The 15,948-nt window shown below is 60.2% G+C and carries 11 protein-coding genes and 1 pseudogene; 9 read left to right on the top strand and 3 right to left on the bottom strand.

The features are described from left to right. The first annotated feature begins 21 nt into the window (after nt 1-21). From PMI30_RS18230 to PMI30_RS18270, 9 genes are all read left to right on the top strand, one after another. The gene (locus tag PMI30_RS18230) at nt 22-906 is read left to right on the top strand and encodes a TatD family hydrolase (RefSeq protein WP_008008818.1); all 885 of its coding nucleotides are present in this window, start codon (nt 22-24) and stop codon (nt 904-906) included. Next, nucleotides 903-2,132 carry a metabolite traffic protein EboE gene (gene eboE, locus PMI30_RS18235; RefSeq protein WP_008008816.1) on the top strand — a complete coding sequence of 410 codons (1,230 nt, stop codon included), beginning with the start codon at nt 903-905 and terminating at the stop codon, nt 2,130-2,132. The genes PMI30_RS18230 and eboE overlap by 4 nt, the downstream gene beginning before the upstream one ends. Continuing rightward, nucleotides 2,122-3,567, top strand: coding sequence for an alkaline phosphatase family protein (locus PMI30_RS18240; RefSeq protein ID WP_008008814.1), 1,446 nt, complete (start codon nt 2,122-2,124; stop codon nt 3,565-3,567). Before eboE ends, PMI30_RS18240 begins: the two co-directional genes overlap by 11 nt. Next, entirely contained in the window at nt 3,546-4,685 is a 1,140-nt protein-coding gene (locus PMI30_RS18245; protein ID WP_008008812.1) for a hypothetical protein, read from the top strand. Before PMI30_RS18240 ends, PMI30_RS18245 begins: the two co-directional genes overlap by 22 nt. 10 nt (nt 4,686-4,695) lie before the next feature. Next, on the top strand, nt 4,696-7,068 hold the full coding sequence (locus PMI30_RS18250; protein WP_008008810.1) for a hypothetical protein: 2,373 nt from the start codon (nt 4,696-4,698) through the stop codon (nt 7,066-7,068). A 68-nt stretch (nt 7,069-7,136) separates the two neighbouring features. Next, nucleotides 7,137-8,060, top strand: coding sequence for a hypothetical protein (locus tag PMI30_RS18255; protein WP_008008809.1), 924 nt, complete (start codon nt 7,137-7,139; stop codon nt 8,058-8,060). Nucleotides 8,061-8,079: 19 nt separating this feature from the next. Continuing rightward, entirely contained in the window at nt 8,080-9,372 is a 1,293-nt protein-coding gene (locus PMI30_RS18260; RefSeq protein ID WP_008008807.1) for a hypothetical protein, read from the top strand. A 3-nt stretch (nt 9,373-9,375) separates the two neighbouring features. Continuing rightward, nucleotides 9,376-11,184, top strand: a complete 1,809-nt coding sequence (locus PMI30_RS18265; RefSeq protein ID WP_008008804.1) for a hypothetical protein — start codon at nt 9,376-9,378, stop codon at nt 11,182-11,184. Nucleotides 11,185-11,214: 30 nt separating this feature from the next. Continuing rightward, a complete protein-coding gene (locus PMI30_RS18270) occupies nt 11,215-12,270 on the top strand; it encodes a hypothetical protein (protein WP_008008803.1) in 1,056 nt (351 codons plus the stop codon). A 409-nt stretch (nt 12,271-12,679) separates the two neighbouring features. Here PMI30_RS18270 and PMI30_RS32095 read toward each other — a convergent pair whose 3' ends face one another. The 3 genes and pseudogenes from PMI30_RS32095 to PMI30_RS18280 form a co-directional block, all read right to left on the bottom strand. Then, complete coding sequence (locus PMI30_RS32095) at nt 12,680-13,444, bottom strand: methyl-accepting chemotaxis protein (protein WP_443216294.1); 765 nt, start codon at nt 13,442-13,444, stop codon at nt 12,680-12,682. A gap of 93 nt (nt 13,445-13,537) precedes the next feature. After that, nucleotides 13,538-14,569, bottom strand: a pseudogene (locus tag PMI30_RS32090) (HAMP domain-containing protein); the annotation flags it as partial. Further along, nucleotides 14,566-15,849 (bottom strand): aspartate aminotransferase family protein, encoded by a 1,284-nt coding sequence (locus PMI30_RS18280; RefSeq protein WP_008008799.1) that lies wholly within the window; start codon nt 15,847-15,849, stop codon nt 14,566-14,568. The gene PMI30_RS18280 and the pseudogene PMI30_RS32090, both read right to left, overlap by 4 nt. Nucleotides 15,850-15,948: the final 99 nt, after the last annotated feature.

Genomic DNA, 15,948 nt, shown 5'->3' with positions numbered 1-15,948 from the left:
TCCCCTTGACGAGGATTCACCATGCTCAAGTACTTCGACCCGCATATTCATATGGTCAGCCGCACCACCGATGACTACCAGAACATGGCCGCCGCCGGCATCACCGGGGTGATCGAACCGGCCTTCTGGCAGGGCCAGGCCAGGACCAGTGTCGGCAGTTTCATCGACTACTTCGACACCCTGTTGGGCTGGGAGCGCTTTCGCGCCAGCATGTTCGGCATCCATCACTTCTGCACCATCGGCCTCAATCCCAAGGAGGCCAATGACCTGTCAGTGGCCAACGAGGTGTTGGAAATTCTGCCGCGCTACCTGGTGAAAGACGGTGTGGTGGCGGTCGGCGAAATCGGCTACGACGACATCACTCCCGAGGAAGACCGCTTTCTCGCCGCGCAATTGGAGCTGGCCAAGCAATTCAATTTGCCGGTGCTGGTGCACACCCCGCACCGCGACAAGATCGGTGGCACCAAACGCACCCTGGCGGTGATCCGTGAAGTGGGGATTGCCGAGCATCTGGTGATCATCGACCACCTCAATGAACTGACCCTGCCGCTGGTGCTGGACAGCGACTGCTGGCGCGGCCATTCGATCTACCCCAACACCAAGATGTCGGAGCAGCGCATGGTCGCCCTGTTGAAGGAATACGGCACTGAGAAAATGGTGGTCAACAGCGCCGCCGACTGGGGCATCAGCGATCCGCTCAAAGTGCCAAAAACCGGCCAGGCTATGCTGGATGGCGGCTTCAGCGAGGCCCAGGTCGAACAGGTGCTGTTCCACAACCCGGTGGACTTTTTTGCCCAAAGCGGCCAACTGGACAAAGCCGTGGTCAGCACCCCGCTGCCCATCGATCAGCGTCGGCAGTGGCAGGACAATTCCGCGCTACGCGGGCAGGAACCGGTGATCAAATGAGTGCCGTCACGGGTTGGGCTGCCGCGCAGGTCAGTTATTGCAGCAACGTGCACCCGACCCGTGATCTGGCTGGGCTACGGTCATCCATCGAACAGCATTTTCAGGGCGTGCGAACCCTGCGCGGGCTGAACGAGCAGGACAGCGGACTGTGGATCAGCGCCCTCGCCGCGTCCGAATTACAGGAGGCATCGGCGCGCAAGGACTTCCTGAGCCTGCTGCAACACAGCGGCCTGCGCCTGACCTCGCTTAACGGCTTTCCCTACGGCCAGTTTCATCAGGGCGCGGTGAAAGCCGAGGTCTATTTGCCCAGTTGGGCCGATCCGGAACGGCTGGCGTACAGCCTGAATCTGGCCAGGGTCCTCACGGATGCCTTGCCGGCTGACTGTGACCAGGGAGTGATTTCCACTGTGCCGCTGGGCTATGCCGCCAGCTGGAGTCCGCAGTTACAGCAGCGTGCCGAGCATCAGTTGCGCCAGCTCACTGCCTCACTGGCGAGGCTGCATCGGGAGACGGGCAAGAAGATCGTGTTCTGCCTGGAGATGGAGCCGGATTGCGTATTGGAAAATACCGAACAGGCCATCGCCTTCTTCCGCCACTGCCAAGCCACGGACCCGCACCATGAATATTTGGCGCTGTGCTTTGATGTCTGCCACCAGGCCGTGATGTTTGAAGACTGTTATCAGTCGCTGCACAGGCTGCGCGAGGCCCGGGTGCCCGTGGGCAAGATTCAGCTGTCCAACGCGCTGATTTGCCGCCTGCCCCAAGACGATAACCGACGCGAACACGTGCTCAAGACGTTGGGCGACTTTGCCGAAACCACCTATCTGCATCAAGTGAAAGCCCGTGACACGCAAGAGCGATTATTGAGCTGGGCGGACCTTCCCGCCGCGCTCGACGATTGCGCTAAGCGCCCGGGGCAATACCCCGAGTTGAGGATTCATTTCCACATTCCGCTGTTCAGCGAACACTTGCTGCTGCCCGAGCTCAGCGGCAGTCAGATCGCCCTGTCGCAGACCTTCGATTTTCTCGCAGACCATGCGGATTTTCGTCCCGTGCTGGAAGTGGAAACCTATAGCTGGGGCGTCCTGCCCGCCACGCTTCGGCCCACTACCGAGCACGCCCAACTCCAGGGGATCGCCGCCGAACTGCACTGGGTCGAAAACCAATTGCGGCAGCGCCAATTGCTGCAATCCCAAGTGCGGGAGGCGTACGCCGATGCCCTCTGATCACCCGCGTCAACCGCTGCTGCTGATCAACGTGGTGGGGCTGACACCGGCGCTGCTGGGAGCGGCGACGCCCCACATCAATGCCCTGTTGAAAACGGCAAAAATGGCCAGCCTGCAACCGGTGTTTCCGGCCGTCACCTCTACGGTGCAGGCCTCGATCCTCACCGGTCTGTCGCCGTCGGAGCACGGCATCGTCGGCAATGGCTGGTATTTTCGCGATCAGGCCGAAGTACGCTTCTGGTTGCAACCCAACGCACTGATCCAGGGTGAAAAGGTCTGGCAGCAGCTCAAGCGTGAGATTCCCGGGTTTCGCTGCAGCCAGTTGTTCTGGTGGTACAACATGTATGCGGACGTGGATGCCGCCATTACCCCACGCCCTCACTACCCGGCCGATGGCCGCAAAATGTTTGGCCTGTATTCGGCACCGGCAGCGTTGCACGAGCGTATCGAGCAGCAGATTGGCGAGTTTCCCTTTCCAAGCTTCTGGGGCCCGGCGGCCGGCATCGCATCGAGCCGCTGGATTGTCGACTGCGCCATCGCCGAATTCCAGCTCGACCGACCCGACCTGCAGTTGGTCTACCTGCCCCATCTCGACTACAGCCTGCAGCGTCTGGGCCCCGATCATCCGTCGATTGCCGACGAGGTGCGGGCCATCGACAGTGAAGTGGGTCGCCTGCTGACTTTTGCCCAGGAGCAAGGCGCGGCGGTGATGCTGTTATCCGAATACGGGATCGAAGCCGTCCAGCAATCGGTGTCCATCAACCGCTTGTTGCGCTCGGAAGGCTTGTTGCAAGTGCGTCAATCGCTGACGTGGGAATTGCTCGACCCCGGCGCCAGCGCGGCCTTTGCCGTGGCCGATCATCAGATCGCACACATCTACGTGAAGCAGGCGCAAGACATCCCTCGGGTCAAAGCGTTGTTGCAGCGCCAGCCCGGCATCGAGCAGGTGCTGGATAAAGCCGAACAACGGGCCTGCCAGCTGGATCACCCCCGCAGTGGTGAGCTGGTGACTGTGGCGGCGCCGGGTTACTGGTTCGATTATTACTACTGGTTCGACGATCGCAAGGCACCCGACTTTGCCCGCACCGTGGACATCCATCGCAAGCCCGGCTACGACCCGCTGGAGCTGTTCATCGACCCCGCCATTCGCTTCCCCAAACTGAAAGTGGCGCGCCGTCTGTTGCAGAAAAAACTCGGCTTTCGCTACTACATGGACCTGATTCCGCTGGACACCGGACTGGTCCGCGGCAGCCATGGTCGGCTGCCCGCCAGCGAGAAGACCGGGCCGCTGCTCATCACCAATTGCGATCTGCCGTTGCCCCAGCACCTTGCGGCCACGGCGGTGAAGCAACTGCTCCTGGAACACTTCCTGGGGCACCCACACACCGACCCGGCCAATGCCAAGGAGCTTCCATGCGGCGAGCCATTTCTATAACAGTTCTGAGTGCCTTGGCCGGTTTGGCCCAGGCCGAGAACACCAACAACTTCGACTGCAGCAACTTCCTGCAGTTTGGAGGAAACGTCGACAAGACCCGGGCCGAGTTTGTCCAAAGCCCCGAGACCCTGGCCTGGAACTGGTTCGTCTGTCTGAACCAGCCTGCCGCCACGGGGAGCCCCAACCGTGAGTGGGAATCCATGAAGCCCTCCGACCAGGTCTACCTGGCCAATGGCGCCAAGCCCGCCCCTTATGGCACGTCCGTGCCGCCACCGGACGCCGTGCTTACACAAGCCAAGGCGCAGGGAATGGACCTCTCCCGAACCTTCCATAACCTCAATGCCACGCAACAGGTCGATGGCATGATTCTGGAAATGGGCGGTGCGGTGCCAGCGTCAGAAACAGGCAAACCCGTGCGTTTTCAGTTGCTGATGGGCGAAGGCACTTTCGATTATGTGGTGCAACGCCAGGTCTACAACATGAACGGCCAGGCCGCCTTGACCAGCAATCTGGAGTTCCCCTCCATCGCCTGGGAGTTGAAATCCGCCTGGCTGTGGATCGGCTCCGACGCGACCTACAAACAGACACTGGAAAACGACGGTTACTACATCGCCCAGGCCTATTACCTGCAAGACGGCAAATACCAGGTCGGTTATGCAGCGCTGAGCGGCTTGCACATTATCAACAAACTCAATCCCGGTTGGGTCTGGACCACTTTCGAAAACATCAACAACAGCAAGTACACCGTCTCCAACGCCATCCCGCCCACCCCGATGACCAACAGCACCGGGCCGATAGCCGCTGCCAAGCCCGTCAATAGCCAATTCCAGGCCCAATACCCCGGGTTGTCGAAGTACGAGCTGATCGCCGTCCAGTCCAAAACCAACCCGACGTTGCTGGCCAATTCTCAGCTGGAGTCCGCCTTTCAGAGCCAGTCGTCATGTTTTGCCTGCCACGACACCGCTGCCTATTCGGCGAAAAAGGGCTATTTCAACTTCGCCATGAAAGAACAGGGCGGCATCGTCTACCCCACCGCCCCTCTGCCGGACTCGGCCTTTGCCGGTTACAACAAACTGGACTTTGTCTGGTCGCTCAAACGCGCCCAGTGGCAACGCTAAGGAGCATGACATGAGCGTATTGAATTTCCCCCGTATCTACCTCAACGGCCATATGTTCTGGAACCCGCCGACGGCCAACAACAACGATGTGCTGCCGCTCTATGACGCGGTCAAGATGCAGATGAACTGGCGGTTTCTCGCTGAGTACGGCATCAATCCCGAGAACGCCGCCAGCCGCTTGATGCCCTGGACCATCGCGCCCTTGCCGCTAAGCGATGTACCGGCCTATGCCCAGCAAGTCCCGGGCAACGCCGATCCGGGTAACTACCCGATGATTCCCGCCGAATGGGACCTGTTCGGCGACAACGCCTGCGGCACCGTCAACTATGACCAGACCCGGTCGGTGATCATCGGCGGCGAACTTCCCGGCGGTGGATACGTCGACCAGGATGCGCTGATCGACAAGGGTTACCAGCTGTTCGGCAACCCCCTTGGCAGCACTAACCCCACCCCTGCCCGGTTCGTCGATGTCAGCCCCTGGCAGAATACGTTCACCGCGCTGTACTTCGATAAGCTGGTGCTGGGTGACGATCAATGCGGCCTGACGCTCAAACGTCAACACCGGATGCTCGATCGTTTCCTGAACTTCAACTGGGGGGCGTTGGGTGGCCTGTTCTATGTCACCACGACCTGGCAGACCTGCTTCCCCAAAGAGAACCTGCAGTGGGTGATCGGCAACTCGCAACTGTTGAAAGATCTTCAGGACCAGATGGAGCAACAACAAGCCCAGGGGCTGATGTTCAGGTTCTCCACCTACCTGACCTGCTACGACAGAAACGGCATATTCAATAACTACCCCCCCATCAACACCCACTCCACAGACCCGCAGGTACAGGCCAACGTGCAGGCGATGTATCAAAAAGGCCTGGATAACGTTGCCGATATTTTCTTCAACCCGGCCTACAGTCGCACCGCCGGCACCCTGGGTCTGTGGTTTGCGGATGAGTTCCCGACCGCACCGGCAGGTCGGCGCCTGGTGCCCGTTCCGAGCGGTTCCGTTCCGCTTTGCAAACCCGGCTCCCCCCCCACCAACATGACGCTGGGTGTGATCTCGGTCCAGGCGCATGCCAATACCCTGTCGCTGGACCTTTCCAACACCTTCCCGTTCTATCCGCTCGACAAGACTGCCGACATCCCGGTGGCGGAAAAATACAATGCCGGCAACTACCAACTGGGCATACGCCAGGACGGGCAATTCAGCCCGTTGGCCAGCTTTGGCTTTGAGGACTATCGACAGGCAGCGTTCGACAAACGTTCAGGGATCCTCGACTTGCCACTGAGCGCCGACGCGCAGAAAAAGCTGCAAACCGGATCGCTGGAACTGCAACTGCAAGGCACAACACCGGTGCAAGCCTCCGCCCAGCAGATGTGGACGGCCGAAGTGGTGGAGAGCGCCAGCTTCATCGATGTGGGCGACAGTAGAACCCTGCAGATCATGGTGCAATACGATGGTCTTCCGGCTCCGGCCGGCACCGTGCTCTGGGTAGCGGAGTACGACAACGCCTTCATGCTGAGTACCAGCAACTACTACCTGGCGTTCAGCAACAAGGCCGACTTCACGTTGTTCCACGACTATCCCCTTAACCGAAAAAACAACAAATCCAATCTGCCGCAATTTATCGATAGCCCCAGCGAACACAGCCTGGCAAGCACGGGCAGTGGCCGCCGGCTCATGGCGTTACACGTCGACGCGCCAGCCGATGTGTCGATCCCCGTCACCTATCAACAATACCTGTCGACACCCGCCTCGGTCGCCCTGGCCCCCAGCCTGGGCTTCAGTAATTCCATCGCCATGGAAGGCAAACTGCAAGATCCTCAAAGCAGTACCGTGAACTATTGCGTGACGCACATACAGACCGACGCCAAGGGCATCGCACGATTGACCGTCAAAGGTCAGGCTCCTGGTTTCCCGACCCTGCGTTTCTTCGTGCAGGAAGGTGAACAGCCTCCCGAGATCCCTTTCAGCTTCAACTACACGGATGCCTATACCGACTTCATGGCGCCTTTGCGTGTGCTGCCGCTGGAACCGAAACTGCAGGAGGACTTCGTCAACGAGTGGAACCAGATCTACACGAAAACCGAAGCCCGGGTCCTGATCTGGGAGACCTTCATCTACCCACGCATCCTGCAACCCTTCTATTACCTGTACCCGATCATGAGCAAATACATGCCGCTCAATTCCCTGGAGCGGATCGAAGGCGCCATTGACCAACTGATTGTGCTGATCAGCAAGGAGTACCAGGAGGAAAGCACGCTCGCCATGCCCATCACCCGTGACATGTCGCAAAGCCGACGCGCAGTACTGGAGCTCTGGGCACAGTCGCTGGTGAAACGCAATTACCCACCCGTCCCGCTCAGCATGAGCGACTACGAACAAAGCTAAAACCACAACGCTTCAAGCAGGACCACCGGGTGACGAGCCTGTCACCCGGTACTTCACAGGAGTGTCATATGAAAGCCAGCATTTTTAACCGACTGTTGCTGCTGACCCTGCTGCTCAACCCGTTCCTTTTCGCCCAGGCGGACAGCGGCGCCGTCTACTTCACCATGGGGGTGCATAACACCGAGGGGTGCAACGAACAGAACGGCAACTGCATCGCCAAACGCGCACCGGGCGACCCTTCCGATCCGTTTTTTCCGGCGTTCTGGATCAGCGACTGGACCATGTACCGGGTGATGCACAACTACGAAAAAAACCCGCCGCCCTACAGCAATCCACCCACCACCCTCACCCCGGCGGACTACACCGTCTCCCGCGGCACCAGCTATTACGACACCGCCTATATTCCACCGGATGGCGACGGCTTCGGCGCCATGATGGAGCACTACGAGAAGTACTGTCTGCCGATCTTCCCGATCAAGAACAACAACTACACCTGCTCCTTCGTGTCCCTGGGCAACAAGGCGTACTTCCTGACTTATCCGCAAGATCGCCCCAAGGACATGCCGGCCTGTTGCATGTTTTCGCCGATGAATCATCCGCCGCGCCAAGACTTCATCCAGCACCTGCCCTACAGCGCCGAGCGCAGCAAAAACCTCGATGGCAGCGTGCAGGCCTATGCACTGGACCTCGAATCGCCGCAAGGTCCGATCCTGTTCGGCTACGCCTTCTACAAAAAACTGTCGGGACAACCGCCCTACCGGCATCCCCAGTCGTTCTTTTTCTCCGGTGACACCAGCGTCGCCAATGCGCCCATCGTCAGCCAGAACTACACCAACTTCCGCATCGCCAAACCGGACCCGGCCCAGACCTGGGCGCAGGTGGCCGCGATGTGCCCGGCGAATCCGCCGCCCTGCCAGTTGTTCGAGCCACCGGCCTCCCAGAGCAACGGCCAAAAGGCGCAGTGGAACAAGCTCATGCAGCGCAAACCCTGACCAATGACGAAGGATCGCCATGAAAACCACACTCCGTTTCACCGTGATGTTACTGGGCCTGGCCAGCCTGCCGGGCCTGGCTCGGGAACAGCCCATGCCGTCGACGCTGGCCACCAGCCTCAGCTGCCAGCCTCCCAGCAGCGCACCGGCCGCCACGGCCAGCCAGGACCTGTTCGATCAGTACAGCTGGCAGATGTTCATCGCCTTGAACTGGCCTGCACAGAACGGGCAACGAGGTGATCCCGACTGCAGCAAACAGCCTGGGGATCCCGGCTACACCGTCTGGCAGACCTACAAGACCGTGGAGGAAATCTTTCTGCCGCAAGGGGCCAACCCTGGCCCGTGGAATACCCGGCAAGCCGCCAAAAGCCTGGGCATCATCAACATTGCCGCGCTGAAGAACAGCTCTCAGGTGAATGCCGTCGACCAGGCCGTCGGCGGCTGGCTGATCGACCAGGCCGGTAACCCGACCTACTACGACATCTCGGCCAACGAGACCTCCTACAACTACATCGTCGCCAACAGTTTCTATAACGCTGATGTGGTTTCCAAAGCCAACAACATCAACTTCCCCTATGGGGTCATCGAGGTTAAATCGAGCTGGCGCATCCTCACCACCCGTGACAATGCCAGCCGTTACCTGACCATGCTCGCGCGCGTGGCCACGTTCGACGACCAGGGCCAGCGCACCGGTGTCACCGAGGCTTACCTGGGGTTGGTGGGCCTGCACATCATCACCAAGGCGAACGGTTACCCGCAGTGGATCTGGTCGACTTTCGAGCAGATCGACAACGTTCCGCCCAAGGTGCTGGTGAACGGCGTGTGGGTCGACCAGCCGACGTCCGGCACGGCCTATTCCTATTTCAACTCCACCGCCCCCGCCGCCACCCTCAACCAGTCGCCCTGCGACTGGCAGACTCAGGGCGCGCATCTGGTCTGCGTGCCCAAACCCGGCACCACGTTCCAGACGCCGAACCCGTTGAACCGGTTTACCCCGATTGCCGAGGTCACCAATGGAGTCAACACCCAATACCGCACCGACCCGGACCTGCAAAGAAGCGTGTTGAAGTACTACCAGCTCATCACCACCCAGCGCCCGCTGATGCCGGATAACCCCAGTAATCCGCTGGGCCAGCCGACACCGGCGCTCTCGGCCAACGTGACCATGGAGAGCTACATCCAGCCCAACAGCAGCTGCATGAATTGCCACTCCATGGCGACACCGGTCAAGAGCCCCTACAAGTCCGATTACTCCTACCTGTTCAAATTCGCCAATGCGCCTGTCGGTAAAACCATCAAGGACGAGGAATAAATCATGAGCATCCTGAACGGACCACGACTGAATTTCTGGGGCGGTATCCGCACGGACGTCAGCCTGCCGAACAACTCCCCTACCATTCCCTACGACGGCAATGATGAATGGCCGCTCTTCGACCTGACCACCTCGACCCTGGCACCGGGTGCCCAGTCTTACACCGACGATCAACTGAACAATATGATCAACGCGCCTGACGGCGACTACTACACCGCTGGCGGCTGGAATCACTACGGGCAGCATGTGGTCGACATACAGAACGCCCTGATCAGTTCCCAGGGTAATCCGGGCGGCATCAGCACCACCGGCGACATGGTGGGCCAGCCGGTCTATCTGCTCGGCTCGGTGGACCCGGTGACCGGACAAGGGCCTGTGTCCGGCCCGATGATGGTGGACCTGGACCCCACCTCCTCAACGACCACCCAGATTTTCGTCGGCGGTCTGCAAATTGGCGGTAACAGCGACATCCAATTGCTGATTCGCAGTAATACCGTGTGCAGCAGTTTCGACGTCGCCGGGCGTGTGCTGTTGCCCGCGAAAATGGACGCGCCGGGCTCCTTCCACGCCAGCGGCACGTTTCAACTGACCTTTCCCCTGAGCAGCATCGTCAGTTGGAATCAGAACAGCGCTGGCCTGCGATCGATCATCCAGGCACCCGGGGCGACAGGCATCGTGCTGCGTTTCGTCATGTTCGAAATGTGCCCCACGATGACCACCGAACAACTGGACGCCGATTATGGCGCCGGTCGATACACCCCCAATCCGAGCATCGGCCGGGTCATCGGAACGCTGGCCCCGGCCTTCGCCGATGAGCCGCTGAACTGCCAGCCGGGCCGGCAACTGGTCAACCAGAGCACGGGGAATGCCGGCTATGCCGACCTGGGCAACAACGGTTACCTGAGCATCGATATGGTGAACGTCATTCCGAAGGAAACCTTCAGGGCTGTCAGGGACGACATCACCAGCCCTATCGGGCCCAACGCGAACTACGGCCCCGTCACTATCACCGCAGGCACCACCACACTGGCCACCCTGGAGCCGACCAACCGCTTTTTATTCGACTACTACGTGTATGGCGGCATCGTCGACCTGCCCCTGACCGCCAACCAGATACAGGCGGTGCGGACCGCCGCCCTGGCGATCAACGCGCCCGGCAAAGTCGCCGGGAGCACGTTGCAAGCCACCGAATCGACCTATCGGGTCTATGCCGACCAGCGCAACGTTTATCTGGAGGATTACCCCAATGGCTTGTCGCTCACCCTGCAGGTCAGGTATCTGGGCGGTCCGGTCCAAAGCACCACCGAAATCGACCTGCAGGCCGCTGCGCCTGCTGTATACGATGAACCGCAATACTGGGACTTCCTCGACTTCCCTGCTTCGCTGACCGTGGACGCCGGCCAGCTCGCCGTCAGCTTCCCCGTCACCGTCAAACCGGGCAGTGCCGCCCAGGCCGGTTTTGTCGCCCTGACCTGCACGGCCAATGGCCTTCCAAGCAGTGGCTACTTCACCAGCTTTCGCAAATACGCACAGACCGACTTCGGCATCCCCGCGGGCACCACCATTACCTGGGAGCTGATGTATCCGAACGTCCTGCGTTTTCACTACCTGGCCTTCCCCGCCATGTCGCGCTACATCCCGCTCAATCAGCGCGACGCGATCATGGCCGCCAAGAACCCCATCCTCGCCCGAACCTCGGACGCCTACAAAGGCACCACGCTGTTCATGCCCGTGGTGCGCTCGATGTCGCCTTGCCAGCGGGCGCTGCTTCGAGCCTTTCTCACCGGTGAACCGTGGCAACCGCCGCAGTAGTCGTGCCCCTTGTCCATGGAGAGAAACCCTATGCCCGTTCCCGTTCATATCCCGGCGCAACCGACTGAGACGTTGCGCCCAAGCACGATCATCGCCGAGGGCCTGCTCAACCCTCGCGGCGTCTGTCTGCAAAGCGATGGCAGCCTGCTGCTGACCGAAGCCGGTTCGGGCCTGCCGGACCAGCCCTTCAGCGGCCGTATCAGTCGACTGCGACCGGATCCGCACAGACCCGGCGCCTACCTGCCCCGCGAAACACTGGCGCAAGGTTTTCGCGCCATGAACATGCAGGCCCGCATGCTGCGCGATGAAATCATGGGGCTGTCGGACATCGCCTGCGGTGACGGGCGCTGCCTGGTCAGCCAGACCGATTACGTCGAGGGCTCCAAACTGCTGGACCTGCAATACACCCCGCCCGAGCCAGTGTTTCACAGCCGTGGCAATCTGAATGCGCTGTGTTACCACCCGACTCGCCGCAGTTGGCTGGCGGTCAAACCCGATACCAATCAGTTGGTGGAGTTCACCAGCGGCCAGGACGAACGCGTGCTGGTTCAGCTACCCGAACTGGACCAGGGCCAGGAAGCCGTTCCCGTGACCCTGGTGTACGAACCGGCGACAGATGCCGTGCTGATCAGCCTGTTCTCCGGAGAACTGCAAGGCGACCCGACGCGCAAAGGCATCGACTTTGCCGATAAGGCAGGCCAGGTGATTCGGGCCTGGCCGGCCAGCGGGCAGATCGAAGTCCTGATTCGCGGCCTGCAATTGCCCACCGGACTGGCGCTGTGTCCGAAGGGCAACGTGTTGGTCCTGGAACTCTGCGACCGCCTGCAGCAACCCTTGCCGCCGGATTGGAACGGCGAACCGCTCCATGGCGGCTTTACCCGTTTCACCGGTCGACTGCTGAGTTGCAACCTGCAAACAGCCCACGTCGTCGTGCTCGCTCGCGGCCTGGATACCCCTTCCAACCTGTGCCTGTTGCAGGATGCGGTACTGGTGAGCGAAGGCATGGGATTAACCGGCCGGCCGCTGCCCACGCCAGACAACAACGTCGTCCCGTTGAGCGGCAGACTGCGACGGGTGCAGCTCTGAATAAGCTTAGGCGCAACCTGTGGGAGCGAGCCTGCTCGCGATGAGGCCGGCACCTTCAACATCCCGGTGACTGCCAGACCGCTATCGCGAGCAGGCTCGCTCCCACAAGGGATTAGTGTCGGGCACACACCCGTTCGTCAAAGCAGATACCTGTGGGAGCGAGCCTGCTCGCGATGAGGCCGGCACCTTCAACATTCCGGTGACTGCCAGACCGCTATCGCGAGCAGGCTCGCTCCCACAAGGGATTGATGTCGGGCACACATCCGTTGGTCAAAGCAGATACCTGTGGGAGCGGGCTTGCCCGCGATGGCGTCGGCCCACTTAACATTTCTGCATCTGATACTCCGCTATCGCGAGCAGGCTCGCTCCCACAATGGGTTGAGCTTGACTGACTGGCATCAGCATCCGCTCAGATCCGAAAACTGCCCACCAATTGCTTCAAACGAGCCGCCTGCTGCTCCAGATCGGAGCAGGCCCGCAAGGTCGAATGGAGGTTTTCCACGCCGTCCCGGTTAAGGGTGTTGATCTCCCTGATGTCGGTATTGATCGACTCGACCACGGCGGTCTGTTGTTCCGTGGCGGTGGCGACCGATTGGTTCATGCCATCGATCTCACCGATGCGCAGTGTCACGCTGTTCAAGCGCTCGCCGGCCAGGTTGGCGACCTCCACGCTTTCCAGGCTGTGGCGCTGGCTCTGACTCATGGTACTGACCGACTCGCGGGCGCCGACTTGCAGCTCCTCAATCATGGTCTGCACCTGTTGCGCCGATTCCTGAGTGCGATGGGCCAGGTTACGGACTTCATCGGCGACCACGGCAAAACCGCGCCCGGCCTCGCCGGCGCGGGCAGCTTCGATGGCGGCGTTGAGTGCCAGCAGATTGGTCTGCTGGGAGATGCTGCTGATCACCTCGAGAATCTGCCCGATATTCACTGTTTTGCTATTGAGGGTTTCGATGTTGACGCTGGAGGTGCTGAGCATCTCGGACAACGTGTTCATCGCCTGGATAGTTCTATCGACCACCTGCTGACCGTCTTCAGCCAGCCCCCGGGCATCGCTGGCCTGATGCGACGCTTGCGCTGCGTTGCGGGCAATTTCCTGCGCGGCTGCACCAAGCTGATTGATGGCGGCGGCCACGCTTCTCGTCCGGCTGGATTGTTCATCGCTGTTGAGCATTGACGAATTGGAAGCACTGACCACCCGCAGGGCGACTTCGTTGACCTGCTCGGTGGCCGAGGAGACCTCGCGGATCGAACCATGAACCCGTTCGACGAAGCGGTTGAACGCCATACCGAGGATGCCGAATTCATCCTGGGTCTGGATGGTCAGGCGTTTGGTCAGATCGCCTTCACCCTCGGCGATATCCTGCATGGCCCCGGTCATCACCCGCAGCGGCTGCATCAGGAGGCGAATCAGCATGCCGAGTAGCGCGATGATAATCAGCACAGCGATGAAGGTGGCGACCAGTGCTGAAGCACGGAACTCACTGAGCATCAAAAACGCCTTGTCCTTGTCCACGGACAAACCGATAGACCAATTCAGCGAGGGCAAACCTTTGATTGGTGCAAAGGTAACGATGCGGGTGTTGCCATCAACCCGCACTTCACTGATGTCGCTGCTGATGCGCGGGGTATCTTGCGGATAGACATCGGCGAGCGTCTTCATCACCAGCGCCTTGTCCGGGTGAACCAGAATCTTGCCCTCGCTGCTGACCAGAAAGGCATACCCCATCCCGTTGAAGTCCAGCGCATTGATACTCTCGGCAATGGCCTGCAGGCCCAGATCACCGCCAGCGACACCCAGGGTCTGCCCGGCCTTGCTGACGGCGTCGACGACGGTGATCACCAGGTTACCGGTCGTGGCGTCAAGGTACGGCTCGGTGATGGTCGGGCCATTGCTCTTGACGGCATCCTTGTACCAGGGGCGCGCACGCGGGTCGTAACCCTCCGGCATCCTGGCATCAGGGTAAGTCATGAACTTACCCTCTTTATCCCCTACATAGGTGGCGATGAACGTCGACGCCAGGACTTGCTGCTTCAGCAATAGCGCGATGTTCTCCGGAGTTGGATTGATCGCCACCGTCTGTGAAAGGGTCTCCATCAACAACACTCTGCCATTCAGCCAGTTGGCAATGTTGCTCGCGGTGACATCGCCCATTTCATGAAGATAACTCTCCAGGTCCTTACGAATCGCGCTGCGCTGCAGATAGTCGTTGTAGACGGTGAATAACGCGAACGCGGCGACGACAATCAGCGAGACGGCCAGCAGGATTTTGTGGCTGAACTTAAGGTGAATATTCATGGCTGATTTGCAGCCCGGGTCAGCAGCTCAAGCGTGCGCTCGAACCGGGACAACCCTTCGACGATGTCCGCCTCGGTCACAATCAAGCTGGGGGCAAAGCGCAGAACATCGGGACCGGCTTGCAACAAGATCAGCCCCTGCCCGGCGGCCGCACTCAGTATTTCCTTTGCTCGCCCGCGCCAGTCGTCACTGAGCACGCAACCGATGAGCAGCCCCAACCCACGGATCTCGTTGTACACGCCATATTGCCCGGCCATTTGCGCGAGGCGAGACTTGAACTGCTCTGCGCGTTGTTTGACGCCATCGAGCAGGGCCCTATCGTTCACCAGGTCAAACACCGCTTCGGCCACCGCGCAACCCAGAGGGTTGCCACCATAGGTCGTCCCATGGGTGCCCGGCACCAAATGTTGAGCCAGCGCTTCGCGAGTCAGCATCGCGCCAATCGGAAACCCGCCCCCCAGGCTCTTGGCACTGGTCAGGATGTCCGGTTCAACGCCGTAATGCTGGTAAGCGAACAGTTCTCCACTGCGCCCCATGCCTGTCTGTACTTCGTCAAAGATCAGCAGCGCATTGAATTGATCGCAGAGCGTGCGGGCACCTTCCAGGTAAGCACGTTCAGCCGGGAGCACACCGCCCTCGCCCTGTATCGGCTCAAGGACGACCGCGCAGGTTCTATCCGAGATTGCGTTCTGCAATGCCGCCAGATCATTGAACGGTACATGGCTGATCCCTTCGACTCTCGGGCCGAAGCCGTCGGAGTATTTGGGTTGGCCGCCCACACACACGGTAAACAGTGTTCGGCCATGGAAGCTGTTCACCGCGGCGATGATTTCAAATTTTTCCTCGCCGTAACGGTCGTGGGCCACCCGTCGCGCGAGCTTGAACGCCGCCTCATTCGCCTCGGCACCCGAGTTGCAGAAGAACGCGCGGTCGGCGAAGGTTGCATCCACCAGCTTGCGCGCCAGACGCAGTGTGGGCTCGTTGGTGAATACGTTGGAGATGTGCCAGAGCTTGTTCGCTTGCTCCGTCAACACACTGACCAGTTTGGGGTGAGCATGGCCGAGCACATTAACGGCGATCCCGCCGGCGAAATCGATCAGCTCACGACCACTCTGGTCCCAGAGCCGCGATCCTTCTCCGCGGACCGGGATAAACGGTGCAGGTGCGTAGTTGGGGACCATGACACGATCGAAATCTCCACGATCGACCGCCTCCTCCTGCGGCTTTTGCAGGTCGGGGAACCGCGAAGGCTGAATCAACACCGTATTAGTCGTTTGCATGGGAACCTTTCCAGAATGGGAAGTGAGTGCGGTTATTCTCCCTCCACTCAAGCGGCCGACTCGGCTGTTATCCAATGGACTCTCGACTCAGAATGCTGA

The sequence above is a fragment of the Pseudomonas sp. GM50 genome, assembly GCF_000282375.1.
Lineage (GTDB): Bacteria > Pseudomonadota > Gammaproteobacteria > Pseudomonadales > Pseudomonadaceae > Aquipseudomonas.
The sequence above is the reverse complement of the archived record's forward strand: the minus strand, read 5'-3'. Positions and strand labels throughout refer to the sequence as shown.